Source organism: Actinoplanes teichomyceticus ATCC 31121 (assembly GCF_003711105.1).
Lineage (GTDB): Bacteria > Actinomycetota > Actinomycetes > Mycobacteriales > Micromonosporaceae > Actinoplanes > Actinoplanes teichomyceticus.
In genome coordinates this window covers 835,597-860,638 of the sequence record NZ_CP023865.1, presented here as the reverse complement: position 1 = coordinate 860,638, position 25,042 = coordinate 835,597, and the positions used below count along the sequence as shown (strand labels likewise).

20 protein-coding genes are annotated in these 25,042 nt (G+C 73.1%); 8 read left to right on the top strand and 12 right to left on the bottom strand.

The features are described 5' to 3' along the window. Positions 1-95: 95 nt before the first annotated feature. Positions 96-5,129 carry an SCO7613 C-terminal domain-containing membrane protein gene (locus ACTEI_RS04000; protein WP_122976402.1) on the top strand — a complete coding sequence of 1,678 codons (5,034 nt, stop codon included), beginning with the start codon at positions 96-98 and terminating at the stop codon, positions 5,127-5,129. 46 nt (positions 5,130-5,175) lie between these two features. Here ACTEI_RS04000 and purE read toward each other — a convergent pair whose 3' ends face one another. From purE to mca, 6 genes are all read right to left on the bottom strand, one after another. Then, on the bottom strand, positions 5,176-5,673 hold the full coding sequence (gene purE, locus ACTEI_RS03995) for a 5-(carboxyamino)imidazole ribonucleotide mutase (RefSeq protein ID WP_122976401.1): 498 nt from the start codon (positions 5,671-5,673) through the stop codon (positions 5,176-5,178). Beyond that, complete coding sequence (locus ACTEI_RS03990; protein WP_122976400.1) at positions 5,673-6,821, bottom strand: 5-(carboxyamino)imidazole ribonucleotide synthase; 1,149 nt, start codon at positions 6,819-6,821, stop codon at positions 5,673-5,675. Before ACTEI_RS03990 ends, purE begins: the two co-directional genes overlap by 1 nt. A 415-nt stretch (positions 6,822-7,236) precedes the next feature. Beyond that, positions 7,237-9,228, bottom strand: coding sequence for a thioredoxin domain-containing protein (locus ACTEI_RS03985; RefSeq protein WP_122976399.1), 1,992 nt, complete (start codon positions 9,226-9,228; stop codon positions 7,237-7,239). Positions 9,229-9,303: 75 nt separating this feature from the next. Beyond that, the gene (locus ACTEI_RS03980; RefSeq protein WP_122976398.1) at positions 9,304-11,826 is read right to left on the bottom strand and encodes a putative bifunctional diguanylate cyclase/phosphodiesterase; all 2,523 of its coding nucleotides are present in this window, start codon (positions 11,824-11,826) and stop codon (positions 9,304-9,306) included. Between the two features lie 234 nt (positions 11,827-12,060). Continuing rightward, positions 12,061-12,411: a hypothetical protein gene (locus ACTEI_RS03975; RefSeq protein ID WP_122976397.1), complete on the bottom strand. Its 351-nt coding sequence runs from the start codon at positions 12,409-12,411 to the stop codon at positions 12,061-12,063. Between the two features lie 16 nt (positions 12,412-12,427). After that, entirely contained in the window at positions 12,428-13,309 is an 882-nt protein-coding gene (mca, locus tag ACTEI_RS03970; protein WP_122976396.1) for a mycothiol conjugate amidase Mca, read from the bottom strand. A gap of 212 nt (positions 13,310-13,521) precedes the next feature. Between mca and ACTEI_RS03965 the strand changes: the two genes are divergently transcribed. Then, positions 13,522-13,944: a DUF4307 domain-containing protein gene (locus tag ACTEI_RS03965; protein WP_122976395.1), complete on the top strand. Its 423-nt coding sequence runs from the start codon at positions 13,522-13,524 to the stop codon at positions 13,942-13,944. A 116-nt stretch (positions 13,945-14,060) separates the two neighbouring features. Continuing rightward, positions 14,061-14,555: a transcription elongation factor GreA gene (greA, locus tag ACTEI_RS03960; protein ID WP_122976394.1), complete on the top strand. Its 495-nt coding sequence runs from the start codon at positions 14,061-14,063 to the stop codon at positions 14,553-14,555. A gap of 96 nt (positions 14,556-14,651) precedes the next feature. Here the strand turns inward: greA and ilvA are convergent, their stop codons facing one another. The 3 genes from ilvA to ACTEI_RS03945 form a co-directional block, all read right to left on the bottom strand. Then, complete coding sequence (ilvA, locus tag ACTEI_RS03955; protein ID WP_122976393.1) at positions 14,652-15,887, bottom strand: threonine ammonia-lyase; 1,236 nt, start codon at positions 15,885-15,887, stop codon at positions 14,652-14,654. Positions 15,888-15,961: 74 nt separating this feature from the next. After that, the gene (locus ACTEI_RS03950) at positions 15,962-17,320 is read right to left on the bottom strand and encodes an amidase (protein WP_122976392.1); all 1,359 of its coding nucleotides are present in this window, start codon (positions 17,318-17,320) and stop codon (positions 15,962-15,964) included. Positions 17,321-17,361: 41 nt separating this feature from the next. Then, positions 17,362-18,528, bottom strand: coding sequence for a cystathionine gamma-synthase (locus ACTEI_RS03945; RefSeq protein WP_122976391.1), 1,167 nt, complete (start codon positions 18,526-18,528; stop codon positions 17,362-17,364). Positions 18,529-18,552: 24 nt separating this feature from the next. Here ACTEI_RS03945 and ACTEI_RS03940 point away from each other — a divergent pair, with 24 nt between their 5' ends. Together ACTEI_RS03940 and msrA are read left to right on the top strand one after the other, a co-directional pair. Beyond that, complete coding sequence (locus tag ACTEI_RS03940; RefSeq protein ID WP_122976390.1) at positions 18,553-18,999, top strand: HIT family protein; 447 nt, start codon at positions 18,553-18,555, stop codon at positions 18,997-18,999. A 2-nt stretch (positions 19,000-19,001) separates the two neighbouring features. After that, positions 19,002-19,664: a peptide-methionine (S)-S-oxide reductase MsrA gene (msrA, locus tag ACTEI_RS03935; protein ID WP_122981901.1), complete on the top strand. Its 663-nt coding sequence runs from the start codon at positions 19,002-19,004 to the stop codon at positions 19,662-19,664. Positions 19,665-19,742: 78 nt separating this feature from the next. Here msrA and ACTEI_RS03930 read toward each other — a convergent pair whose 3' ends face one another. The 3 genes from ACTEI_RS03930 to ACTEI_RS03915 form a co-directional block, all read right to left on the bottom strand. Continuing rightward, positions 19,743-19,943 (bottom strand): hypothetical protein, encoded by a 201-nt coding sequence (locus tag ACTEI_RS03930; protein ID WP_122976389.1) that lies wholly within the window; start codon positions 19,941-19,943, stop codon positions 19,743-19,745. 452 nt (positions 19,944-20,395) lie between these two features. Beyond that, positions 20,396-20,851, bottom strand: coding sequence for a hypothetical protein (locus ACTEI_RS03920; RefSeq protein ID WP_122976387.1), 456 nt, complete (start codon positions 20,849-20,851; stop codon positions 20,396-20,398). A 1,006-nt stretch (positions 20,852-21,857) separates the two neighbouring features. Continuing rightward, the gene (locus ACTEI_RS03915) at positions 21,858-23,117 is read right to left on the bottom strand and encodes a helix-turn-helix domain-containing protein (RefSeq protein ID WP_145830954.1); all 1,260 of its coding nucleotides are present in this window, start codon (positions 23,115-23,117) and stop codon (positions 21,858-21,860) included. A 487-nt stretch (positions 23,118-23,604) separates the two neighbouring features. On the opposite strand from ACTEI_RS03915, the gene ACTEI_RS03910 reads away from it, so the two are divergent. The 3 genes from ACTEI_RS03910 to ACTEI_RS03900 are packed head-to-tail and all read left to right on the top strand — an operon-like array spanning position 23,605 to position 25,037. After that, the gene (locus ACTEI_RS03910) at positions 23,605-23,805 is read left to right on the top strand and encodes a hypothetical protein (RefSeq protein WP_239082288.1); all 201 of its coding nucleotides are present in this window, start codon (positions 23,605-23,607) and stop codon (positions 23,803-23,805) included. Continuing rightward, positions 23,802-24,059, top strand: coding sequence for a hypothetical protein (locus ACTEI_RS03905; RefSeq protein ID WP_122976385.1), 258 nt, complete (start codon positions 23,802-23,804; stop codon positions 24,057-24,059). The genes ACTEI_RS03910 and ACTEI_RS03905 overlap by 4 nt, the downstream gene beginning before the upstream one ends. 39 nt (positions 24,060-24,098) lie before the next feature. Then, on the top strand, positions 24,099-25,037 hold the full coding sequence (locus ACTEI_RS03900; RefSeq protein ID WP_164465825.1) for a JmjC domain-containing protein: 939 nt from the start codon (positions 24,099-24,101) through the stop codon (positions 25,035-25,037). Positions 25,038-25,042: the final 5 nt, after the last annotated feature.

Here is a 25,042-nt window from a genome sequence, read left to right as displayed (position 1 = left end):
CGTTTCGACAGATCGCCACCCGGTTGAGGCTGTTCTAATGAGGTGTCATACCGGCATGCTCTAACTACTGAGCGACACGCTGGCGAGGAGGTCCCGTGGCGAAGGCTGACGAGCCTGACTACGCAGACGAGCTGGCTCGTATCGACGCCTCGATAGCGGCGCTCAAGGTGCAGGACATGGAGGCCGCCTCCACCCGCACCAAGATCGCCAGCCAGTTGCAGGCCGCGCTGTTCCGGCGCGACATCCTGGCGCACGCGCAGAAACAGCGCAGCGGCAAGGCCCGGCGCCCCGCCTCGGCCACCCGCCGCCGCCCCGAGCCGCAGGAGTTCCCGCCCCCGCCGCCCCCGGGCGCACGATCGGCCGGTCCGGACGAGGAGCCGCCCCCGGCGCCGCCGCGCAGCGCACCGCGCCGCCCCACCGCCGACGGACCGGAGTGGCCCGCCGAGCGCCGGGCGCCGCGCCGGCCGATGGCCCCGATGGAGCACGGCCCGGAGGCGTCCACCCAGTCGGTGCAGAACACTCTGCTCGGTCTGGGCGCGTTGCTGATCGGCGTGGCCGCCGTGGTGTTCGCCGGGGTGGCCTTCTCCAACCCGGTGGCCCGCGCGGTGATCCTGGCGCTGTTCACCGCGATCGCGCTGACCGTGGCGCCCGGCGTGGCACGGCGCACGCTCACCTCGACCGCCGAGACGATCGCCGCGATCGGCCTGATCCTGCTGCCGATGACGCTGTACACGCTGCACGGCAGCGCGCTGGGCGGCGGTCCGGACGTCGCCGCCCCGCTCTACCTCGGGATCACCTTCGCGATCACCGCGGTGGCCAGTTTCCTGTACGCCGGAGCCACCCGGCTCGCCGTGCCGCGGTACGCCACGGTGATCGCCGCGCAGCCGGTCGCACCCCTGCTGGCGTACCCGTGGATCCAGAGCCCGGCGGGCTGGGGCCTGGCCCTGACCGCGGTGGCCGCCCTGGACCTGCTGCTGCTGACCCGGGTGATCCAGCACGGCCGGCTGCTGCCGCGCTGGCCGCTGGGCCGGCCGACCGCCGCGGACCGGGCGGCGATGGCCGAGGCGGACGGCGACGGCGCCCGCACCCTCCGGCGCGAGGGCGATCCGGACCCGGCCGACCCGGCCGCGTACGCCGCGGACGCCCCGCCCCGGCCGGAGTCCCGCCCGGAGGAGCCGGACCTGATCATTCCCGGTCTCCACCGCCCGCGCCGGCGCTGGATCCCGAGCCGGATCTTCCCCGGTCCCCGCCCGGAGGGCGCCCCGCCCGCCGGCTCGGTGCCGCTCACCCCGCCGGCCAGCCCGCCCACGGCGGACTGGTTGCGCGAGCTCACCTTCGCGCTGCTCTGTTTCGCCTGCGCGGGCGCGCTGCTCTTCTCCTCGGTCGCGCTGCTGCAGGCCGAGGCGGTGCCGGACGCGCTGCGGTCCGGCCTGATCCTGGTGGTGGCCGCGCTCACCGCGGCCGCCGCGGCCAAGCTGCTGCACCAGCCGGTGGCCCGGCACATCGCCGGCGCCGTGCTCACCCTCGCGGTGATCGGCGCCGCCGCCCGGGTCGCCGCCGTGGTCGACCCGCACTGGACGCTGGTGGTCGCGGCCGCCACGGTGGCGGTCACCGGCGCGGTGGTCGGCCGGCTGCCGGCGAGCATCCGCAGCGGCCCGCAGTACGCCTCGGCCGCCGCGCTCGGCCTGATCGGCCTGCTGGTGGCGGTCGACGCGATCCGTGCCGCGATCGCTCCGGTGGCCGCCGCCCGGCCGGTCTGGCACGCCGACACCGCCGGCTACGCCCGGGCGATGGCCGAGGCGGCCGGTCCGGCCGGCTGGCTGCTGGCCTTCAGCGCGCTGCTGGTGACCATCGCCGCGGCGCTCGCCCTGCCGGCCGCGATCCGGCACGAGGGCGCGGTGATCGGCATCGCGATGACCGCCCTGTCGCTGCCCGCCTCGCTCGGTCTGGCCTGGTCCGAGGCGCCGTGGCCTCTGGTGCTGGCGGCGATCGCGCTGGGCGCGGCCGGCCTCTGGTCGAGCACCCGCCGGATCGCGATCACGCACGTCGCCGCAGCCGGGACGGTCGGGTTGTTCGGCGCCGGCGCCGCGCTGTCCGCGTGCTGGCTGACCGCCGCGGTGCTGACCGCGCTGGCCGGCGCGGGCGTGATGGTCACCTTCGCGGCCCGGCAACTCCCGGTCCGGCTGTTCGCCTGGGTGATCGGCGACTGGGCGTCCGGCGCGGCCGCGCTGGCCATCCCGGGCGCCGCGGTCACCGGTGCGCTGGCCATCTCGGACACCGGCCAGGGGCCACCGCCCACCGCCGGGGCGACCGTCCCGGCGCTGGCGGCCGGTTTCCTCGCGGTGGCCGGCACGCTGAGCTACGCCGCGGTGTTCCAGGTGGCCCGCCGCGAGATCAGCCTCCCGCTGACCGCCGGGACCGGGCTGGGCGCGCTGGCGATGGCCGCGGCCGCCCTGTTCGCCCCCGGCAAGACCACTCCGGACCTGTGCGTGGGCGCACTGCTGCTGGGCGCGGCGCTGCTGCTGTTCTTCGCCAGGACCATCGACGAGCGCGGGCGTACCGACCGGACGATGGACGGCCCGGACTGGGCCGCCGCGGCCGCCACCGTCGCGATCTGCGGCGCGCTGGCCCGGGTCGCCGCGCTGGCCTTCCCGAACGCTCCGCTCGCCGTGGCCGGCGTGGTGGTGCTGCTGGTCGGCCTGGGCGTCAGCGCGCTGATGGACGACTGGAAGCGCGGCCCGTCCCGGGGGCTGGGCATCGCCGCCCTGGTGGTCGCCGTGCTCGCCGGCGCCCAGGCGCTCGGGGGCAGCCTGCGGGTGCTGTCCGCGCCCGGCCCGCTCTGGGCGACCGACGTCGGGCACGTCGCCACCACCCCGCCGCCGGGTGCCTGGCAGGCCCCGTTCGCCCTGGTCCTGGTCGCGATCACGGCGGCCATCGCGCTGCCCCGGCCGTGGTCGCACCACGCCTCCGGACTGTGCGCCGCGCTGGCCGCGATGGGCGCGCCCTGGGCGCTCGGGCTGCCCTGGTGGTCGCCGCTGCTGATCGGCGCCGCGGTGGCGACCGCGTACGCGCTGGCCGCCCTGGCCACCGCCGAGCCGCAGGCGGCCCGGGCCCGCGCCACCGTCGCCGCGGTGGTGCTGGTGCACGCCGCCGCGGTCGGGCTGGCCCGCCCGTGGTCGACCGGGCTGGCACTGCTCACGGTGGTGCTGCTGGGGGCGCTGATCGCGGTGACCGCCCGGCTGCCGCTGCCGTCCCGCGACGCCGACGAGGTGCTGCTCACCCCGGAGGGGTCACGGGTGCTGCCCGGCCACCGCGCCCAGATCGGCGGCGCCGCGACCGCGGCCGTGCTGCTCGCGCTGCCCGGCACGTTCGCCGCCCTCTCCGCCGAACAGGGCCACAGCGCGCAGGTGGTGCTGACCGCCGCGCTGGCCGGCTCCAGCATCGGCCTGGCGGTGCTGGCCCTGACCGGCCGGCACGTCCCGCAGTACCTGCCGTGGGCCACCATCGGGCTGGTGCTCGGCTCGACCGTCACCGCGCTGGTCTCGGTGCCGACGCCGTACCCGACGGCGCTGTACGCGGCGGCCGCCGCCCTGCTCGGGGTGCTCGCCGAGATGCTGCGCGGCGCCGTGCCGGCCCCGGAGAGCCCCACGGTCGTCGACGCGTTCCCGGCCGGCGACATCCGCTACCAGCGGGCCCGCCGGGCGCGCGGTGGCGGCGTGTTCCAGCGCTGGCTGAGCGACCCGGCGACGGGCGCCGTGATGCTCGCCCTGCTGCCCACCGTGCTCGCGCTGTTCTCGCTGGCCCCGGCCCTGCGCGCGGCGCTGATCGACCCGATGGGCCAGCTCGGCGCGGTGTGGGACGGGCCGGTCCCGGCGCTGGCCGCACCGGCCGCCGGCAACGTCGACGCGACCAGCGCGCTCGCCGCGGTGCTGCTCACCGGAGCAGCCGCGCTGGCCGCGCTCGGGTTCGGCGGCCGCCCGGCCGAGACCGTGCCGGTGATCCTGCCCGGGGTGGCGCTGACCCTGCTGATCACGCCGATCGCGGTGCACGCGTCGTTCCCCGCGGCCACCGGCGCGGCGCTGGTCGTCTTCACCATCTCGATGCTCGGGCTGGCGCTCACGCCGCCCCCGGTGGCGAGCCGGTCGTCGCTGCTGCGCGGCACCCGGACCGTGGTCTTCGTGATCGGCCTGCTGGCCGGTGGCGCCGGGCTGGCCGGCAGCCTGGCCCGCGCGGACCTGACGCTGTTCACCCTGGGCAGCGCGGTCGGTGTCGGCCTGGTCGCCGCGGTCGCCGGGCGCACCGCCACCGCCCGGCTGCTGGGGTGGCTGTTCGCCGCGCTGATGGGGCAGATGTTCGTCCTGGCCGCGGCGATGTCGATGGGCCTGGACCGGCACTGGGCGGCGTTCGGGGTGCTGGCGGTGGGCGCCATGCTGCTCGCCCTGGAGTCGCTGCTGCCCCGGCTGGGGCTGGCGCAGTACCGCGCCGAGGCGGTCACCGTGGAGTGGAGCGGTTACGCCTCCGCGGCCATCGCCGGGGCGCTGGCCTTCGACTCACCGGCCCATCTGGCCGCGCTGCTGGCGGCCTGGGGCGCGGTGCTCGGCCTGACCGCTTCCCGCCCGGACCGCACCCCCGGCCAGCGCCGGATGATGTTCTGGCTGGCGGTGGGCTTCGAGATCGTCGGCTGGTGGCTGTTCATCGCGCTGGCCGAGGTGGCGCTGCCGGAGGCGTACACGCTGCCGTTCGCGGCGCTGGCGCTGGCCGTCGGCGTCGTGGAGGCGCACCACCGGCCGGAGCTGAGCAGCTGGGCGGCGTACGGCCCGGCGCTGCTGGCCGCGTTCGTGCCCACCATCGGCATCGTGCTGGCCGGGGACGGCGGCGACCTGCGCGAGGTGCTGCTCCTGCTCGGCGGGGTGGTCACGCTGATCATCGGATCGCGGACCCGCCAGCAGGCGCCGGTGGTGGTCGGCGCGGCCACCACGGTGATCGCCGCGCTGAAGTTCGCGTTCAGCCTGGGTGGCCCGTGGCTGATGCTGGTACCGGTCGGGGTGGTGCTGATCTTCCTCGGCGCGACGAGCGAGAGCCGCCGCCGGGCCCAGGACCTGCGCACCGTGGTCTCCCAGATGCGCTGACCGCCGCGGGCCCGGCCGGCCGTGCCCGCGGCCCGGCCGGAGCGGGTCAGCCGAGCAGCCGGTCGCGCAGCGCGGCGTCCTTCTCGGCGACCAGCTTCTCCAGCCCGCTCTGGAAATCGGCCATCCGCTGCCGCAGCGCCGGGTCGGAGGAGCCGAGGATCCGCACCGCGAGCAGCCCGGCGTTGCGCGCGCCGCCGATCGACACGGTGGCCACCGGGACACCGGCCGGCATCTGCACGATGGACAGCAGCGAGTCCATCCCGTCCAGGTGCTTGAGCGGCACCGGGACGCCGATCACCGGCAGCGGGGTGAGCGCGGCGACCATGCCCGGCAGGTGCGCGGCGCCGCCCGCCCCGGCGATGATCGCCTTGAGGCCGCGGCCGGCCGCCGACTCCGCGTAGTCCACCATCTTGCGGACCGTGCGGTGCGCGGAGACCACACCGACCTCGAACGGCACCTCGAACTCGGCGAGCGCCAGCGCGGCGGCCTCCAAGGTCGGCCAGTCCGAGTCACTGCCCATGATGATGCCGACGACGGGTGCCATCACTTGCCCTCCTGCAGCCACTGAGCGGCCCGGGCGGCACGTGCCCGGACCGTTGCGAGATCGTCGCCGAGCACCGTCACGTGCCCGATCTTGCGCCCGGGGCGGACCTGCTTGCCGTAGAGGTGGACGCGTGCGCCCGGGTCCGTCGCGAACAGGTGGTGCAGCCGTTCGTCGATGGAGATCCCGCCCGGCTCGCCGCCGAGCACGTTCGCCATCACCACGACCGGCGCGGCCAGCGCGGTGGAGCCCATCGGATAGTCCAGGACGGCTCGCAGGTGCTGCTCGAACTGGGAGGTCCGGGCCCCCTCGATGGTCCAGTGCCCGGAGTTGTGCGGGCGCATCGCGAGCTCGTTGACCACGATGCCGGTGTCGGTCTCGGTCTCGAACAGCTCGACGGCCAGCAGGCCCACCACGCCGAGCTCGGTGGCCAGGTCGATGGCCAGCTGCTGGGCCTCCAGCGCCCGCTGTTCGGACACCTGTGGCGCCGGGGCGATCACCTCGACGCAGATCCCGTCACGCTGCACGGTCTCCACCACCGGATAGGCCGCCACCTGCCCGAACGGCGACCGCGCGACGAGGGCGGCGAGCTCGCGCCGCAGCGGCACCCGCTCCTCGACGATCAGCGGGATGCCGGTGGAGACCAGGTCCTCGGCGGCTTCCCGGGAGCCGAGCATCCACACGCCCCGGCCGTCGTACCCCCCTCGGGTGGCCTTGGCCACCACCGGCCAGGAGCCGCCCGCGAACGCCTCGATCTCCGCCGCCGTGCTGACCCGCGCCCAGCGCGGCACCGGGGCGCCCAACTGCGCCAGGCGCTCGCGCATCATGCCCTTGTCCTGGGCGAAGACCAGCGCCTTCGACCCCGGGAAGACCTTCACGCCCTCGGCCTCGAGCGCCTCGATGTGCTCGGTCGGCACATGCTCGTGGTCGAAGGTGACGGCGTCGCACCCCTTGGCGAACTCCCGCAGCGCCGCCAGGTCGGTGTGCGTGCCGATCGGCACGTCGGCCGCGACCAGCGCGGCGCTGTCATCGGGTTTCGCACTGAGCACGCGCAGTGACTGACCGAGGGAGATCGCGGCCTGGTGGGTCATCCGGGCCAGCTGGCCGCCCCCCACCATGCCGACTACAGGCAGACCGGTTCGGGTATCCATCGCCCGCCCAGCGTAGCGACGCGGTTTCCGCCTCGGACAGTCAACCCGGCGCCGTCTCATTCGCGGGCCGCCCGCCGGTCCGGACCGCTGCCCCTCCCGGTCGCCGATCATCGCCGGTACGACCCGCGCGCCCCCGCCGCGGGCCTACCGGCCACGCCCCGCGACCACCCGCACGCGAGGCGGTCCCGGCGCGCGGCCGCAGCGCGGCGCGCCCTTTCCGGCCGGCGTGAGCCAGCCGGATCCGGGGCCGGCGCCGATCACAGGGGCCGGCATCGCCTCCGCGTCGTCCGCCCGGCTCCTGGCGGCCGGCCCGCACGGCAGGTGCTGCGAGCCGTCGGCATCCGGATCCCGGACCCGACGGCGGCCGGACGCGGTCCGCCCCGGACGACCGTCGGCCGCCGGCGGACTGACCGGGTCACCGGTCGAGGCGGGCGATCAGGTCCTGCGGGGTGGTGACCGGACGGTCGCAGACGAACCCGCGACAGACGTAGGCCGTGGCCCGCCCGCCGATCAGCGGACGTCCGGCCAGCAGCGGCACCTCCGGCAGGTCCGGCGCGCCCGCGACGACGACCGTCCCGGCCGGGGCCTCCCGCCACGCCGTGGCCACCAGCGGATCGGCCAGGTCGTCGGTGGCGACCGCGATCTCGTACGGACCGGCCAGCGCCGCCTCGGCCACCATCGCGGAGTACCCGGCGAATCGCGGATGCCCCTCGATCAGCGGCCCCACCGTCGCCAGGGCCGCGTCCGCCGCCTCCCGGTACGCCGTCTGTCCGGTCAGCGCCGCGTAGCCGACCAGCGCCGCGCACACCGAGGCCAGCCCGGACGGGGTCGCGTTGTCGGTCGGGTCGGCGGGGCGGGTCAGCAGCTTCTCGGCGTCGTCGGCGGTGTCGTAGAACCCGCCCGTCCCGGTACCGAAATGGGCCAGCGCGACGTCCAGCAACCGGCCCGCCGCCCGCAACCACCGCGGCTGCGCGGTGATCTGGTGGACGGCGAGGAAGGCCTCCGCCACGCACCCGTAGTCCTCCAGGACCCCGGCCGGCTCACCGACCCGGCCGTCCCGGGAGACCCGCCGCAGCCGCCCGTCCACGATGTGCCGGTCGGCGAGCACCCCGGCCAGCTCCACCGCGGCCCGGTGGGACGCCGCCGAGCCGGTCAGCACCGCGTGCTCGGCCAGCGCGGTGACCGCCAGGCCGTTCCACGCGGCGACCACCTTGTCGTCGCGGGCCGGTTGCGGACGCCCGGCCCGGACGGCCAGCAGCCTCGCCCGCATGTCCCGCCAGCGCGCCACGATCTGCGGATCGGCGGCGTCGATGTCGCGGGCCAGCACCAGCACGCTGCGGCCGTGCTCGAAGGTGCCGCCCGGGGTGACCTGGAAGAGATCGGCGGCCCAGGCGCCGTCCTCGGCGCCGAGCGCCTCGGTGAGCTGCTCCGGCATCCACGCGTACGTCAGGCCCTCGACCCCGTCGGTGTCCGCGTCCAGCGCCGAGGCCAGCCCGCCCGCCGGGGTGCCGAGGTCGCGCAGCAGGAACTCGGCGGTCTCGTCGGCCACCCGCCGGGCCAGCACGTCGCCGGTGAGCCGCCACAGCTGGGTGTAGAACCGCAGCAGCAGCGCGTTGTCGTAGAGCATCTTCTCGAAGTGCGGCACGGTCCAGTGCGCGTCGACCGAGTACCGGGCGAAGCCGCCGGCCAGCTGGTCGTAGATGCCGCCGCGGGCCATCTGCTCGCCGGTGTGCCGGGCCAGTTCCAGGGCCGTGGCGGAACCGGTGCGTTCGTGGTGGCGCAGCAGGAACAGCAGGTTCATGTGCGGCGGGAACTTCGGGGCGCCGCCGAACCCGCCGGCCGTCTCGTCATGCTCCTCGGCCAGCCGCCGCGCCGCGGTCGCCAGCATCTGCGCGGAGATCGCCGCGGTCGGCCCGCCGACCAGTTGCGCCCCGCCGACCGCCTCGACCACCGCCGCGCCCTGCTTGACCACCCCGTCGCGCTCGTCCCGCCACGCCTTGACGACCGAGGTCAGCAGGCGGCTGAAATGCTGCTTCGGAAAGTAGGTGCCGCAGTAGAACGGGTCGCCGCCGGGGGTGGCGAAGACCGTCATGGGCCAGCCACCCTGGCCGGTCATCGCCTGCGTGGCGGTCATGTAGACGGCGTCCACGTCGGGCCGTTCCTCGCGGTCCACCTTGATCGCCACGAAGTTGTCGTTGAGCTGCCGGGCGATGGCCTCGTCCTCGAACGACTCGTGGGCCATCACGTGGCACCAGTGGCAGGCGGCGTAGCCCACCGAGATCAGCACGGGCACGTCCCGCTTGCCGGCCTCCGCGAACGCCTCGTCGCACCAGGGCCACCAGTCGACCGGGTTGTCCCGGTGCTGCAGGAGGTACGGCGAGGTGGCGTCGGCGAGACGGTTGACCATGTCCCGAGTCTGCCACGGGAGCGGGCCGCGTCCGGGATTTCCGCCGACCGGTGCGCCCACCGGGGGCCGGTGGCGTCAGGAGGCGCCGTCGGCGCGCAGCGGGGTGACCCTCGCCGACGAGGATCCGCGCAGCTGGGTGAGTGCCTGAACGATCTTGTCGGCGGGCATCGGCTTGCAGAAGTGGTAGCCCTGTGCGGACGGGCACCCGAGCGCGATCAGGGCGGCCCGCTGCTCGACCGTCTCGATGCCCTCGGCGACCACCCGCACGCCGAGCCGCGCTCCCAGCTCGACCGCGCCGCGCACCACCGCGCCGGCCGCCGGGGAGTCGATCATCTCCTCCACGAACGACCGGTCGATCTTGATCTCGTCGACCGGCATCCGGGTGACCGAGGACAGCGAGGAGAACCCGGTGCCGAAGTCGTCCAGTGACATCTGCACGCCGCTGGCCCGCAACCGGGCCAGCACCTCGTCGACGATGTCCTGCTCGCTGACCGCCACCGACTCGGTGATCTCCAGGACCAGCCGGGAGGCCGGCGTCCGGTGCCGCCGCAGCGCCTCGGTGACCTGGGCCGGGAAGGTCGGGTCGGTCAGGCTGCGGGCCGAGACGTTGACCGAGACCGGCACGTCGATGCCGTGCGCGGTCCAGTCCGCGGCGGCGGCCAGCGCCAGGTCCAGCACCCGCCGGGTGAACGGGATGAGCAGCTCGCTGCGCTCCACCGCGGGCAGGAACTCGGCCGGGGACAGCTGCCCGCGCCGCGGGTGCCGCCAGCGCACCAGCGCCTCGCAGCCGGTCGGCTCGGCGGTGACCAGGTCGACCGCGGGCTGCAGGTGCAGCATGATCTGGTCGTCGGCGGCGAACGCGTCCTGCAGCTCGGCCAGCAGCGCCAGCCGGTCGGTGCTGCTGGCGTCCTGGCCGCTGTCGTACGTCCCGACGGTCAGCCCCTGCTCCTTGGCGCGCCCGGCGGCCAGCGAGGCGCGTCGCAGCAGCTCGGTCACCTCGACGTGCCCGGCCTGGGCGACCACCGCGCCGACGGTCACCTCGACGGCCAGCCGCACCCCGGCCACCTGCATCGGCAGGCGTAGCTGCTCCACCAGCTCACGGGCCCGCCGCAGCGCCTGGGCCAGGATGTGCGGCGCGCCGTGCGCCCAGCCGGCCGGGCCGGCCAGCGCGGTCAGCGCCGGCAGCAGCAGCGCGAACTCGTCGTCACCGGTACGGGCGACCACCTCGCCGGCGCGGGCCTGCCCGACCAGGCGTTCCGCGATCAACCGCAGCACTTCGTCACCGCCGCGGTGCCCGAGCGTGCAGTTCACCTCCCGGAAGCCGACCACGTCGAGCAGCAGCAGGGCCACCGGGCGGTCGCGCTCGCCGGCGCGCAGCCGGGTGTCGCCGTCGGCGACCAGGGCGGACCGGTTGATCAGCCCGGTCAGCGGGTCGTGCACCCGGTCGTGCGCGACCCGGGCGTCCAGCTCGGCGATCCGCTGGTGGGCGGCCGCGTCGTGCAGCGCCCCGGCCAGCGCCTCGCCGTACGCCGTGATCGCCGCCTCGTCACGCGGCACCGGCAGCGTCGGCTCGCCGAGCCAGACGGTCAGCTCGCCGACCGGCCGCCCGGCCACCGCCATGCTGCGGGTGACGGCCGGGCCGGAGGTGGCCACCTCCGGGCCCTGTCCGGGCCCGTCCTCGGTGTAGCGCCGGCTGCCGCACTCGCCGCGCAGCTCCAGCTCGACCCGGCGGGCGCCGAAGACGTCCAGCGCGCCGCGCAGCCCGGCCCGGGCCACCTCGGCCTCGCTGGCGCCGGGCAGCCGCGCGGTGGCGGCCGCGAACGCCTCCCACATCCGGCGTTCCTCGGCGGCGCGCAGGTGGAAGCGGTAGGTGCGGTGCAGCAGCCACAGCGCCGGGCCGAAGGCGAGCAGCCAGAGCGGCTCGCGGACCAGGGCGAACACCGCGCACAGGCCGACGATGACGTTGCCGGTGGACATCGGCACCTTGGCGTAGAGCACCTTGGCGGCGACCTGGCCGGGCGGGACGTCACGCTGCAGGATCAGGGTGAGCACCACGAGGCCGAAAGTGACCAGCAGGTAGGTGGCCGCGCCGGCGGCCAGGGCCAGTGCCAGCCGACCGCTGCGCACCCCGGCGTCCCCGGCCAGCAGCGAGGTGACCAGGGCGGCGGCCGACACCCCGAGGGTCATCGAGGCGACCAGGTGGACGATCTCGGCGGGGTCGCGCAGCCCGGTCAGCCAGGCCAGCAGCAGCCACGCGGCGCCGATGCCGGCCAGGGTGGCGGCCGGCAGCCAGCCGGCCGGGCACACCACCAGGCCGACCACGACGGCCGCCTCGGCCCAGCTCACCGAGATCGCGTCCGGGCCGAGCCGGAAGCGCAGGCCGGCCAGCTGGGCGATGGCGGCCAGCACGGCCGCGACGCCGGCGCCGTCGACCGGCGACAGCGGGCTGCCGGCCGGCAGGCGCGGCGTCTGCAACGCGCCGAGCAGCACGGCCGCCAGGGCGGCGACCACGACCGTGACGGTGAGGACGCGGACCGGCCGGGAGCGGCCGGTCAGGCGGGTCCAGGCGCGGCGATGCGGTGAGCACGAGGCGGTCATCGTCGCGCCCACCGGAGCGGCACGGGCGGATGCACGTGCAGATGCGACACGGAGACTCGGCGCCGGACTGCAGTCATCTCGGCGCCCCCTTCCGCGCAGGGTCCAGGAGCCGTATGGCCCCCGGCGGAAGGCTAAATCAATCCTGATGAACGCAACAGGGCTTGACGGCGCTCGACCGGCGGCACTCGCCGTCCGCCGGCGGCCGGCGAACCGGCGCGGTGGGCGACGAGGCGATCACGGTGCGGTCCGGCCGGTGTCCGATGCGGACCCGCGCTTCTCCTCCGGCACCGCCGTCACCTCGGCTTCCGCACCCGCGGCGGACCTGCCGGATCGATTCGCTTCGACCCCGGTGGCCGGCTCGCCGCCGGGGCGCTCCAGATCCGCGTTCCGTCGCGCGATCTCCGCCACACGTTCCCGCTCGGCCTCCGCGCTGAAACTGTCGGGAAGCCGACGGATGCGCTTGTTCATGTTGCGGATCAGCAGGACGGTCGCAACACACATCAGCACGATCAGGAACAGGCCCATGGGGCCGGCCAGGCCGCCGTCACGGGTGTCCCCGAAGTTGTTGGCCGCGATAAACTCCACGCCCTCAGCGTACTGCTCAGGCGGCCTCGACCTTCTCCCGGATGCCCGCGAACAGGTCGGATTCCGGGACCGGGCTGTCCACCAGTGACCGCGCCAGCTCGAAGTCCTCGGTCGGCCACACCTTCTGCTGCATCTCCAGCGGGATGTGGAACCAGAAGCCGTCCGGGTCGACCTGGGTGGCGTGGGCGCGCAGCGCGTCGTCGCGGACGCTGAAGTACTCGCCGCACTCGACCCGGGTGGTGATCTTGTCGCCCCGGTCCTGCCGGTCCGACCATTTCTCCAGCCACTCGGTGTACGGCGACTCCAGCCCCGCCGCCAGCATGCCCTCGTGCAGCGCGAGCATCCGGGCCCGGGTCCAGCCGGAGTTGTAGTAGAGCTTCAGCGGCTGCCACGGCTCGCCCAGCTCGGGGTAGAGCTCCGGGTCGCCGGCCGCGTCGAAGGCCACCACCGACACCTTGTGGCACATGATGTGGTCCGGGTGCGGGTATCCGCCGTTCTCGTCGTACGTCGTCATGACGTGCGGCCGGAACTCGCGGATCAGCTTGATCAGCGGCTTGGCCGCCTCCTGCGGGTCCTGCAGGCCGAAGCAGCCCTCCGGCAGCGGCGGCAGCGGGTCGCCCTCGGGCAGCCCGGAGTCGACGAAGCCCAGCCAGGCCTGCTCCACGCCGAGGATCTCGCGCGCCCGGTCCATCTCCCTGCGGCGGATGTTGGTGATGTCCGCCAGCACCTCGGGCCGGTCCATCTTCGGGTTCAGCACACTGCCGCGCTCGCCCCCGGTGCAGGTGGCGACGAGCACCCGGGCGCCCTCGGCGACGTATTTCGCCATCGTGGCGGCACCCTTGCTGGACTCGTCGTCCGGGTGCGCGTGCACAGTCATGAGACGCAGTTGCTCAGCCACAGTTGTCAAGACCCTCTCGACCTGGCCTGACCGCCGGCAGTGCGCCGGTCATCAGGCCTGCCAGCCCAACAGACCCACCAGCCGACAGACCGGCCACCCGACAAGCCTGCCGCCAACAGACCTGCCAGCCAACAAGCCGAGCTCGGCTGCGATGATGGAACACTGCCATTCTTGCCGATCCCGCGACGACAGACGCACGAGAGGGCCGCCAGGTGAGCGAGACGCGCGCCACAACCCCGGTTTTCCCGCCCGGGCGGTACGGCCGGCGCCGGGACGGGCGCCGCCGCAGGCCGCTGCCGCTGATCGTCGCGGCGGCCGTCTTCGCGCTCGGCGCGCTCGGCGTCGCCTGGGCGTATTACCAGAAGTTCGGGCAGACGGACTACAACCCGGAGATCATCGGCTGGAACGAGCCGACCGACGCCGAGATGGTGATCCGGTTCCGGGTCCGGGTGCCCGAGGGCGGCACCGCGTCGTGCGTGCTGCGCGCCCGCGACTACCTGGGCTACGAGGTGGGTACCCGGACGGTCGCCGTGCCCGCCGCGCCCGGCGGCGGCGAGGTGGTGGTGACCGAGTCGGTGCCCACCACCCAGCGCGGCTCGGTGGGTGACGTGATGACCTGCCGCCCCGCCGGGTAGGAGGTCCGACATCATCGACCGGACCGGTCGAATGCGTACCGCTGGTAAGGTTGGTGATTCGCTGCGTTCCGACGCACCCACGTTGTGCACTGCCCGCTCAGGCAAGGAGATCGACCGTGTCCAGTTCCCAGGCACCGAAGACCTGGCTCTCCCAGGACGCATACGACCGGCTGCAGGCCGAGCTCGACGAGTTGATCGCGGGTCGCCCGGCGATAGCGGCGGAGATCAACGCCCGGCGCGAGGAGGGTGACCTCCGGGAGAACGGCGGCTACCACGCGGCTCGCGAGGAGCAGAGCCGCCAGGAGGGCCGGATCCTGTACTTGAAGGAGTTCCTCCGCAACGCCGAGGTCGGCGAGGTGCAGGCCGCCGACTCGGTGGTGCCCGGCTCCGTCGTGACGATCTACTTCGACGACGACCAGAGCGACACCGAGACCTTCCTGCTCGGTTCCCGGGAGATCTCGTCGACCACCGACCTCACCGTGTACAGCCCGGAGTCGGCGCTCGGCAAGGCGATCCTCGGCGCCCGCCCCGGCCAGACCGTAACCTACACCGCCCCCAGCGGCGCGGACATCAAGGTCACCGTGGTCAAGTTCGGCGCCTTCGAGGGCTGAGACGCCCCCGGCCAGGCTGCGGCAGCGAGCCTGCGGCGCACCACGAACGGGTGCGCCGCAGGCTCGCTGCCCGTCCGGGCCCCGGCCAGGCGCGTTTCAGGGGGTGGCGTCGGCGAGCAGCGCGACCCGGTACCCGGCGTCCCGCAGCGCGCTGATCAGCGCCGCCGAGTGGGCCGGCCCGCGGGTCTCCACCGACAGCGCCACCTCCACCTCGCCGAAACTCAGCCGCGGGCTCTGCCGGGAGTGCACCACGTCGACGATGTTGGCCCGCTGCTCGGCGATCTCACGGAGCATCCGGGCCAGCTGACCGGGCCGGTCGGTGCAGCGCACCGCCAGGCGCAGGAACCGGCCGGCCGAGGCGAGACCGTGCTCGATCACCCGCAGCAGCAGCATCGGGTCGATGTTGCCGCCGGACAGCACGGCCACCACCGGGCCGGCGTCACGGGCCGGCACGTACGCCCCGGTGAGCAGGGCGGCGACCGCGGCGGCGCCGGCCGGCTCGACCACCATCTTGTGCCGTTCCAGCAGCACGAGCAGGGCCGCGGACAGGTCCTCGTCGCTGACCGTGACCACCTCGTCGACCAGCTTGGCGACGTGCGCGAAGGTGAGGTCGCCGGGCCGCATCACCGCGATGCCGTCGGCGATGGTGAGGCAGGAGTCGAGCTTCTGCGGCGCGCCGGCGGCCAGCGAGGGCGGGAACGCGGCCGCCCCGCTCGCCTGCACGCCGACGATCCGGATGTCCGGCCGCACCGACTTGGCCGCGACCGCCAGCCCGGAGATCAGGCCGCCACCGCCGACCGCGGTGACGATCGTGCTGGCCCGCGGGCACTGCTCCAGGATCTCCAGCGCCACCGTGCCCTGCCCGGCGATCACGTCCGGGTGATCGAACGGATGGATCAGCACCGCCCCGGTCCGGCGGGCGAACTCGTGTGCCGCCTCCAGCGCGTCGTCCACGCTGGCACCGGCGTACTCGACGATCGCGCCGTACCCCCGGGTCGCGGCGACCTTGGGCAGCGGCGCGCCCTCCGGCATGAAGACGGTGGCCTGGATGCCGAGCAGCCCGGCGGCGAGCGCCACGCCCTGGGCGTGGTTGCCGGCGCTGGCCGCCACCACGCCGCGGGCCCGCTCGGCCGGCGAGAGGCGGGCGATCCGGGTGTAGGCGCCGCGCACCTTGTACGACCCGGCCCGCTGCTGGTTCTCGCACTTGAGCCAGACCGGCACCCCGGTGATCTCGCTGAGCGGCCGGGACGTCACCAGCGGTGTGGTCTTCACAACCTCGCCGAGCAGTTCCCGGGCCGCTTCGACGTCGGCGAGGGAGAGCAGGTCACTCATGGGGACCCATCGTGCCACTGCCGCCCGCCCGGCCCGCGGCCGGTTCACCGGCGGCCCCGGGGACCGGCTGCCGGTCACACGAGGGCGTGCCGCTGCCAGGGGTTGAGCACCTCGAACTGCCCGGCCACCGACAGCAGCAGCAGCTCCGAGTCGGGCGGGCCGACCAGCTGCACCGCCAGCGGCAGGCCGTCCGGCCGGAAGCCGACCGGCACCACGATGGCCGGCAGCCCGGCGTAGTTCCACGGCGCCTGGTACGGCGCGTAGCGGGCGTTGGCCTGCATGTTCCGGTACCAGGGGATGGCCGAGTACTGCAGCGCGGGTGGCGGCGCGGCGGCCAGCGCCGGGGTCAGCAGCAGGTCGACACCGCGCTCGGCGAAGAACCGGATCGACCGCTCGCGCCAGGCGGCACGCTGCGCCTGGCGGACCAGCCCGGCCCGCATCGCGGCCCGGCCCAGCCCGATGTGCCGCCGGGTGCGCGGCTGCAGGCCGCGCACGTCCAGGCCGGCGGAGTTGCGGTACGCCCCGGCGAACCAGGTCGCCAGCACGCCGAGCGCCACGCCCGTCGGGTAGCGCGGATCGGCGCGCACCGTGTCGTGCCCGGCGTCGACCAGCAGCTTCGACGCCTTGGCGACCGCCGAGACGTTCGGCTCGTCGGGCTTGACGCCGGCGATCGGCGACCGCAGCGACACCGCGACCCGCAGCCGGGACGGCTCGACCAGCTTCGCCGGGGCCTGCCCGGCCAGCACGCTGAACCCGAGCGCGGCGTCGGCCACCGTGGTGGTCAGCACCCCGTTCTCCACCAGGCCGAACCAGTCCTGGTCGCCGAAGTCGACCGGGACCACGCCGCGGCCCGGCTTGAGCCCGACCAGGCCGCAGCAGGCCGCCGGGATCCGGATCGAGCCCAGCCCGTCGTTGCCCTGCGCGATCGGGACGAGCCCGGCCGCCACCGCGGCGGCCGAGCCACCGGACGACCCGCCGGGCGTCCGGTCCAGGTCCCACGGGTTGCGGGTGGGTCCCTCCTGGTCGTCGGTGACCGCCCAGAGGCCCATCTCCGGCATCCGGGTCACGCCGACGACCACCGCGCCGGCCCCGCGCAGCCGCCGGACCACCTCGTGGTCCTGCTCGGCCACCTCGCGGGTGCGGGCCGCCGCCGAGCCGTGCCAGGTCGGCAGGCCGGCCACCGCGGTGTTCTCCTTGACCGCCACCGGCACCCCGGCGAGCGGCAGGTTGGCCAGGTCCTCCTGCTCGTCGACCTTCTCCGCCTCGGTGAGCGCCTCACCGCCGCGGACCACCCGGAACGCGCCCAGCGCCGGGTCGGAGATCGCGATCTGCTCCAGGTGGTCGGCCACGACCTGGGTGGCGTTCGCGTCGCCGCGCCGCACCGCCCGGGCGATCTGCTTCGCGGTGGCGCCCACCCAGGTCGTCGTGTCCATCGAGAATCTCCCGCGTTCTTACGGTGCGTAGGCCAAAGACCCTAGCCGAGCGCCTGCTCCAGGTCGGCGAGCAGATCGTCAACGGTTTCGATGCCGACAGACAGTCGCACGAGATCGGCGGGAACTTCAAGCGCTGAGCCCGCAGCCGACAGATGTGTCATCTGGCCCGGGTGCTCGATCAGCGACTCGACTCCACCGAGCGACTCGGCGAGCACGAACAGCTTCGCCCGGTTGCAGATCTCGATGGCCTGCTCCCGGCCGCCGGCCGCGCGGAACGAGACCATCCCGCCGAACCGGCGCATCTGCTTGGCCGCGGTCTCGTGACCCGGGTGGGTGTCCAGGCCCGGGTAGAGCACGGCGGCGACCTTCTCGTGCTCGCTCAGGTAGGCGACGATCCGCTCGGCGTTGTCGCAGTGCCGGTCCATCCGTACGCCGAGGGTCTTGATCCCGCGCAGCGTGAGCCACGCGTCGAACGGGCCGTTCACCGCGCCCATCGCGTTCTGGTGGAAGGCCAGCTCGTCGCCGAGGCCGGGGTCCGCCACGACCAGCGCGCCACCGACCACGTCGGAGTGCCCGCCCAGGTACTTCGTGGTGGAGTGGACGACCACGTCGGCGCCGAGCGAGAGCGGCTGCTGCAGGTACGGCGAGGCGAATGTGTTGTCCACCGCGAGCAGCGCGTCGTACTCGTGCGCCAGGGCGGCCAGCGAGCCGATGTCGGCGATGTTGAGCAGCGGGTTGGTCGGCGTCTCGGCCCAGATCAGCCGGGTGTGCCCGGGGCGGAACGCGGCCCGCACCGCGTCCGGGTCGTCCAGCGGCACGGCGGTCCAGTCCAGCCCCCAGCGTTCGGCCACCTTGGCGAACAGGCGGTAGGTGCCGCCGTACGCGTCGTTCGGGATGACCACGTGGTCGCCGGGCCGGCAGACCGTACGCAGAAGGGTGTCCTCGGCCGCGAGGCCGCTGGCGAAAGCCAGGCCGCGCCGGCCGCCCTCGATCGCCGCGAGGCACTCCTGCAGCGCGTCCCGGGTCGGGTTGCCGGACCGGCTGTACTCGTAGCCGAGCCGCGGCGCGCCGACCGCGTCCTGCGCGTACGTGCTGGTCTGATAGATGGGCGGAACCACCGCGCCGGTACGCGGGTCCGGGTCCTGGCCGGCGTGGATGGCCAAGGTGTCGAAGCCGTATCCGGCCGCGGCATAGTCATCGGTTGTCATGTTGCGCAAGGCTAGTCTCACCCTGTGGCCGACTGCGTGTTCTGTGGGATTGTGGCGGGAACCGTCCCGGCGTTCGTCGTGACCGACGAGGAGGACGGGATGGCGTTCCTGGACACCCGGCCGGTCTTCGAGGGACACGTCCTGGTTGTCCCGCGACCGCACGTCGTCCAGCTCACCGAGCTCGCGGACGACCTCCTGCCGGGATATTTCGCGCTGGTCCGGCGGATCGCCGCGGCGGTGCCGGCGGCGACCGGGAGCACCGGCACGTTCGTCGCGATGAACAACCTGGTCTCGCAGTCGGTCCCGCACCTGCACACCCACGTCGTGCCCCGCACCAAGGGCGACGGCCTGCGCGGATTCTTCTGGCCGCGCCGCAGATACGCCGGGGACGCCGAGGCCGCCGAGACGGCCCGGACCATCGGTAAGGAATACCGGCGTCTCAGCGTTACAGACAGCGGACGAAGGGAGTGACCGTGTTCCTGCGGTACAAGAAGCTCGATCTGCCCACCGCCGAGACCGCCGCGCCGGGGCGCCCGATCGCGATGCCGATCTCGGACACCCACGAGGTTCTCGGCACCCCGATGCAGGGCCCGTGGCCGGCCGGCTTCGAGGTCGCCGTCTTCGGGATGGGCTGTTTCTGGGGCGCCGAGCGGATCTTCTGGCGGCTGCCGGGCGTGCACTCCACCTCGGCCGGGTACGCCGGCGGCTTCACCGCCAACCCGACCTACGAGGAGGTGTGCTCGGGCGCGACCGGCCACGCCGAGGTGGTGCAGGTGGTCTACGACCCCGGCCGGATCAGTTACGAGCAGCTGCTGAAGGCGTTCTGGGAGAACCACGACCCGACCCAGGGCATGCGCCAGGGCAACGACGTGGGCACCCAGTACCGTTCCGCGATCTACACCACGACGCAGGAGCAGGCGGAGGCCGCGCGGGCGTCGCTGGCGGCGTTCCAGCCGGTGGTCACCCGGGCCGGTCTCGGCGAGATCACCACCGAGATCAAGCCGCTCGGCGAGTACTACTACGCCGAGGACTACCACCAGCAGTACCTGTCCGACACGAAGAACCCGAACGGGTACTGCAACCACGGCCCGAACGGGCTGAGCTGCCCCACCGGCGTCGCGAAGGTCGCCGAGTAGCTGTTATGCCGCCGTCAAGGCGGTGACCAGGCCGAGCAAAAGCAGGCCCCGCACCGGAGACATCCGGGCGGGGCCTTGTCACTTAAAGAGCGCGATGATCGCGGCAACGGCTGCGACGAGCGCGAGGACGGTGTTCGAGACGCCGAGCCAGAAGGCTTTCCGGCCGAGGCGATCAGACGCCTCCGCCGAGCGACGGCGTTCCCGGCGCTCTAGCTCTTCGAGATAGAAGGCCGTCCCGGCAACGGTATGGGTAGCCAACTCGTCATGCTCAGCGATCAACTCGTCATGTCTGGCCGTGCTGTGGGTTGCTCAGCGCTCCCGGAGGCTTCGCACGATCGCGTCAGGGTCGAAGTCGTGCGGCGCTTGGTCCGGTACGCCGTGGCCTGGGACCAGGGTAAGGCGGATGGGTAGACCGTCCTCGGGGTCGCGCGAGCGAGCGCGGCTTGTTCCCTCAGCTCGCGGGCCTGCCGGATGATGTCGCCGGGCCGCTCTGCGTCGATGCGCGCGGTCTGCTCGGGCGTGAGGTCGAAGCGCCGGGCCGTGGAGTTCACGAAGTCCTCGCGTGTCGGTGCTGGCGGTCGGGGCGCGGTCGCGGCGGCGACGATTTCACTCAGGCGCTCATCGGATACCAACGAAGGACGCTCCCCGGGCTCGATCTCCGGTGGCCGTTCGCCTGGCGTGGAAGGCCGGGTCGGCGTGGTCCGGCCATGCGGCGGCGAAGTTCTCGGCGGCTACCGCCTCCACGTACCCGCGCAGCGTGGACATGGCCTCGTCGAGGCGCTGGTCGTGCTCTCGCGCGGCTCGCCTGCCGAACTGCTCAGCGGTGTAGAAGTGGGCACGCTCCAGGGCGTGACGCTGGCGGGCGCGCTCCGGCGACCAACTGCGGCCTCGCCGATCTCGTCCGCGGTCTGGACCGTCCGTGACGCAAGGGCGAGCGCCCGTGCTCCGCGTAGCTTCTCGACCTGGGCGAGCGCCTCGGCGAGCACGGTGCGGACGTGGGCGCTGTGCTCGCGCTGCTGCTCGGCGGCGTACTCGGTGATTGCTGCCGCCACCTTGCGGTACTCGGCTTCGACCGTTCGAGCTGCGCTCCGCTCGGCGAGCATGGCCCGCTCGGCGAGGCGGCTCATTAGGTCCGCGTGCGGTTCGTAGCTGCTCTCGATCGGACGGGCCGGGATTTCGGTCGGCACAGCGTCGCCCCGGGCAACCCGTACGGCAAAGCGCCTGCTGATCGCGGTTCCATGCGGCGAGGTCGCGGGCGTAGGCGCTCTCGGCGTCCTCATAGTCGAGTTGCGCGTCCTCGCGCTTGTGTACCGCCATCTCCCAGGCGGTGAACGCCTTGGCGAGGTCGGCGAACTCCGAGCGGTCGAGCGCGCTGTATGGGACGGGGCACTCGGGCTCGGCGGTGTGCACGCCGTGCCCGCCGAGTCCGGCTCGGAGTTCGCGGATGGTCTTGGGGTCTGCGGTCATCGGTGCTGCTTTCTATTGGGCGGTTGGGCGTCCGGCGCCCGTGGGCGGGCAGTATGGCGGCGTGACGGGCGGTGAACGCCCGGCGGCTATGCGGCGTCCGAGTAGGCGTACACCGGGGTCTCGCCGTCGACTCGGATGGGGCGGTAGCCGCCGCGCATGGCGGCGACGTCTTGGCGGTTGACCGCCAGAGCCGGGCGGAGGGCCGGCGCCCGAGTAGTAAGTGGGCCGACAGCGCGGAGGTGTTCACGCGGAGAGCGACGAAGTTCGGCTCGGCAGGTGACGGAGTGACGGAAGTTGCGTCACTCCTCATCCTGCTTATAGAGACGACGACGACCCTATAGAGGGGATAGGAAGTGACGTTCGTTTCGTCACTCCGTCACGCCCGCAAGGCTTGAGCCAATGAGATTTGCGCGTCGGGCTTCGCCCGCGCCGCAACGCGTACAGCCCGCCGCTACACGTTGAGAAATCCGTGGAAGCCTGAAGGATCATCCAGGGTAGGCAGAAGTACCGGCCCGCTTGCATCCCCTGCCAGCGAATTTTTGAGCGGGCCGAGGAGTGTGCGTCAGAGTCCGCGAGGGCGCCCCTGAAGAGGTGCAAGTCAACGATATTGCGCCAGCTCATGAGCAGTAAGCCCGCCGGACCGCTGCATTTGACGGGTGCGCTAGGAGCGGCGCTTGCCGCTCGCAGCGACGGGGATAAGGCTGGAACCGATGCACGCGTGGAGCACTACGCGCTGGCGCTGGCCTCGCCCTCAAATGCATCGACTTCTGGCACCCCGGGAAATTTGGCGAGCTTGGCGCGGAGAAGGCGCAGGCGCTCGGAAACCCGCGAGCTTCCGGCCTTCCCCGAGAGGCGAAGCGCTCGCGTAGCCGCTTCCGCCGCGCGCTCGACTTCGTTCGCCTGAAGTAGGGACTCGGCGAGCCAGGTCATATAGAGCGCGGTCTCCCGCCCGGTCTCGTCGCTGTATCCGGCGGTCGCCCTCTCCAGAATGGGGACCGCTCGCAGCGGGCGTTGTAACTGAGTCCAGACTCGTCCGGCCATGATGTCGATCTCGCCCTCGTCGAGCCAGTAGACCCAGATCGGATCATCGGCCGGCTGGCGATGTTCGTACTGCTCCTCGACTGTGCCGAGAGCACGTTCGGCGGCGGTCACGTCGCCCACCTGGGCCTCGGCCCAGGCCACTCGCTCCGCGAGGAGCGCCTTCGTGGTCGAGGTGGCCGCGCTGCGAGCACCGGCGTAGGCCGACTTCGCGAGCGTCACTGCCTCTCGTGCGTCACCGACGTTCGCGACCTGGTAGGCGAGCGACGAGAGGTTGTTCGCCGCGCCCGCGACGTCTCCGCCCGCGTGAGCTGCCCGCATCCCAGCGAGGTAGTAGCGCTCGGCCTCGGCATGATGGCCAGCGTCGCTGGTGACCCATCCGGCTACCTGGGCCAACTCGCCGATGGCGACGAGGAGCCGTTTGCCGATCTCCTCGGTGTAGGCGGCATCGCGGAGCAAAGCGGTTGTCGCCGCTAGCTCTGCGGTGACCATCGCGTGTGTGTCCTGCCCACCGACGTAGTCGTCGAGTTTGCGGAGCTGGTGGACACGCTTCTCGACCTCCTGGACCTGGGCGACGCCGATACGTCGGCCGGCACGAGTAGCGGTCACCTGCGGCGGCTCAGCGATCAACCATTGGTGCGCCAGGGTGGAGGCGTTTTCTGCTGTAGGCGTCGTTGTGAGCACCGCGGCTGCGAGCAACTCGGAGTCCTTCGGCCGCCAGATCCCGTGGTCCAGCTCCCACGGCTCGCCGTGCGCTTCGACCAGCGAGACCAGTTCCCCGCCTGCTTCGTAGACATCGTCGAGCGCTTGGGCGATGAGAGGCGTGGGCGGGCGTTTGTCCGCTTCGACTCGGGACAGATGCCCGGAGTCGAGGTGTGCGCGCCGAGCGGCCTCGCGGAGTGACATGCCACCGCGCAGCCGCCGAGCCGCTTGCCCGAACGTTTCCACGGTGTCCCCCTCCGTGCTGCCAGGGTGCTGCCAATGCTGTCAGGTCCACAGAGTGCCTGATGGCAGCACGCGAATGCCACTCCTTCCGTCCTGACCGTCCTAGCGTCAGGCCAACGGGTTCGGTTCCCGAAATGGGGGAGGCGCAATGCAGCACCGGGAGGAAAAGCGCGCATGGTGGCGTCGCGTTTTGGTCTTGCGGCGGCGACGGTGCACCTGCGGCCTGCCCTGGCCCTGCATCGAGGCATGGATGGCCAAGGGCAAAGACGGCGAGGAGTTCCGCGCATTGACGGCCCTCAGCGACCCCGGTAAGAGCGCCGATAACCACCGCCCGACGTCCCGAGCTGGCAGACAAACACCATGCCGTTGTTCCAGATCGGTCGCGCAGGCGCCCTTACTCCGGCACAGAAGCGCCGCTCGCGAGGGGGCGCGTGATGCTGATCCCTCGCACGGAACACCAAGGCGAGCGCCCGTCCTGGGACTGCAAGGTGTGCGGCGACCCTGGCCCTGCGCCGTTGCCAAGGTCGAGCTTGCCGAGCAGTACCAGCGTTTTCCGCACGGCCTGTCGGTCGTCGTCGGATCCTTTCTGATCGAGGCGATCGACGACTGGACCGCCGGTCCTGGAATGCCGCCGCCAGACCTGTATGAGCGGTTTCTTGGCTGGGCCGAACCGCCGGGGATGGCGGCATGACGAATGAGGAGCCGCCGAAGAGAGCGCCTGGCTTGCTCGGCCTACCGCTCGACGCCTTCGACGCGCCGCCCGTGGTGAGGGTCGGGACAACTTTGGTCCGCGTTGCGTGGATTCACATGCAGGAGGGCCGCGCCGTTATCGAGCTGGAGACCGATGACATGGCGGTTGCTGCTGAACAGCTCGTGCTCGACAGCGTCACGGCGGCGAAGGCGAGGGCCGCTCGATCGGAAGCAGGGCAGCCCGCCCGGACGTAACCACTCCCTACACCCCCGGAGGTTGGAATGTCCCTATCGATGTTGTTCGACGAGGGCACGGTCAGCGAGATGATGACCGCTTGGCCGGCGAAGCCTGCGCTTCACACACCGCCTGACGGCAGCCGCCTGCCCGGCATCGTCAATGTGGATCTCATTAACGGCTACCTCGACACCGGTACCGCACCCGCAGAGCAGCTCATCGTGATCAAAGACGGAGCGGCGCTGCACTCCCGGGCATACACGACGGACGGCTACCTCGACCCCGGCAAGGTCGCGAAGTGGCGCGGCCGGGGCTACACGATCCAACTGCGCAATCTGCATCGCTGGTGTCCGGAGGTGTACGCGATCTGCGCGGCGATGCAGAACGAGACCGGGTACGGCACGTACGCCACGGGCTTCGTCACCCCGGCAGGCGGCCAGGGTCTGCATCACCACTGGGACCAGAACATGGGCTTCGTCTACCAGCTCGCCGGGCGCAAGACCTGGCAGCTCTGGGAACCCGGCGTCGAAGAGCCGCACCGCGAGCAGTTCGCGTCCAACACCGCGCCCGGCAGCGACGTGCTCGACCGCGTGAAGTCGATGCGACCCGACTTCGAGTTCGACCTCGGTCCCGGTCAGATCCTGGTGCTGCCCCGCGGCTGGATGCACAACCCGCACGCGCGGAGCCAGACCGAGGAGAGCGTCCACGTGACGTTCGTGGCTCGCGAGCGCACCGGCTATTGGATCGCCGGGAAGCTGGCCCAGGCCGCGCTCACCTCGACCCCGCTGCGGCGCGTCATCTCGCCCGCCAGCATCGTCGACCCCGCCGCCTTCGCCGCACGGGTCGCCGCCGCGCGTGACCTGCTGACGGACTGGCTTACCGGTGCCGATGTCGAAGCGCTGGCCGCCGAGCTGCTCCAGGCCGCGCGCACCGAACCGAACGTCGACTACATCTCCCACGCGCCGAGTCAGATCGGCCAGCACCAATCGACCCGTTGATCCGG

What these genes read in the sequence shown, in the direction of transcription:
- ilvA (WP_122976393.1), bottom strand. Translation starts at nt 15,887, where the DNA reads ATGAGTGACCTGCTCTCCCTCGCCGACGTCGAAGCGGCCCGGGAACTG.
- ACTEI_RS03990 (WP_122976400.1), bottom strand. Translation starts at nt 6,821, where the DNA reads ATGGATACCCGAACCGGTCTGCCTGTAGTCGGCATGGTGGGGGGCGGC.
- ACTEI_RS03905 (WP_122976385.1), top strand. Translation starts at nt 23,802, where the DNA reads ATGACGAATGAGGAGCCGCCGAAGAGAGCGCCTGGCTTGCTCGGCCTA.
- ACTEI_RS03945 (WP_122976391.1), bottom strand. Translation starts at nt 18,528, where the DNA reads ATGACAACCGATGACTATGCCGCGGCCGGATACGGCTTCGACACCTTG.
- ACTEI_RS03950 (WP_122976392.1), bottom strand. Translation starts at nt 17,320, where the DNA reads ATGGACACGACGACCTGGGTGGGCGCCACCGCGAAGCAGATCGCCCGG.
- ACTEI_RS03900 (WP_164465825.1), top strand. Translation starts at nt 24,099, where the DNA reads ATGTTGTTCGACGAGGGCACGGTCAGCGAGATGATGACCGCTTGGCCG.
- ACTEI_RS03985 (WP_122976399.1), bottom strand. Translation starts at nt 9,228, where the DNA reads ATGGTCAACCGTCTCGCCGACGCCACCTCGCCGTACCTCCTGCAGCAC.
- purE (WP_122976401.1), bottom strand. Translation starts at nt 5,673, where the DNA reads ATGGCACCCGTCGTCGGCATCATCATGGGCAGTGACTCGGACTGGCCG.
- ACTEI_RS03980 (WP_122976398.1), bottom strand. Translation starts at nt 11,826, where the DNA reads ATGACCGCCTCGTGCTCACCGCATCGCCGCGCCTGGACCCGCCTGACC.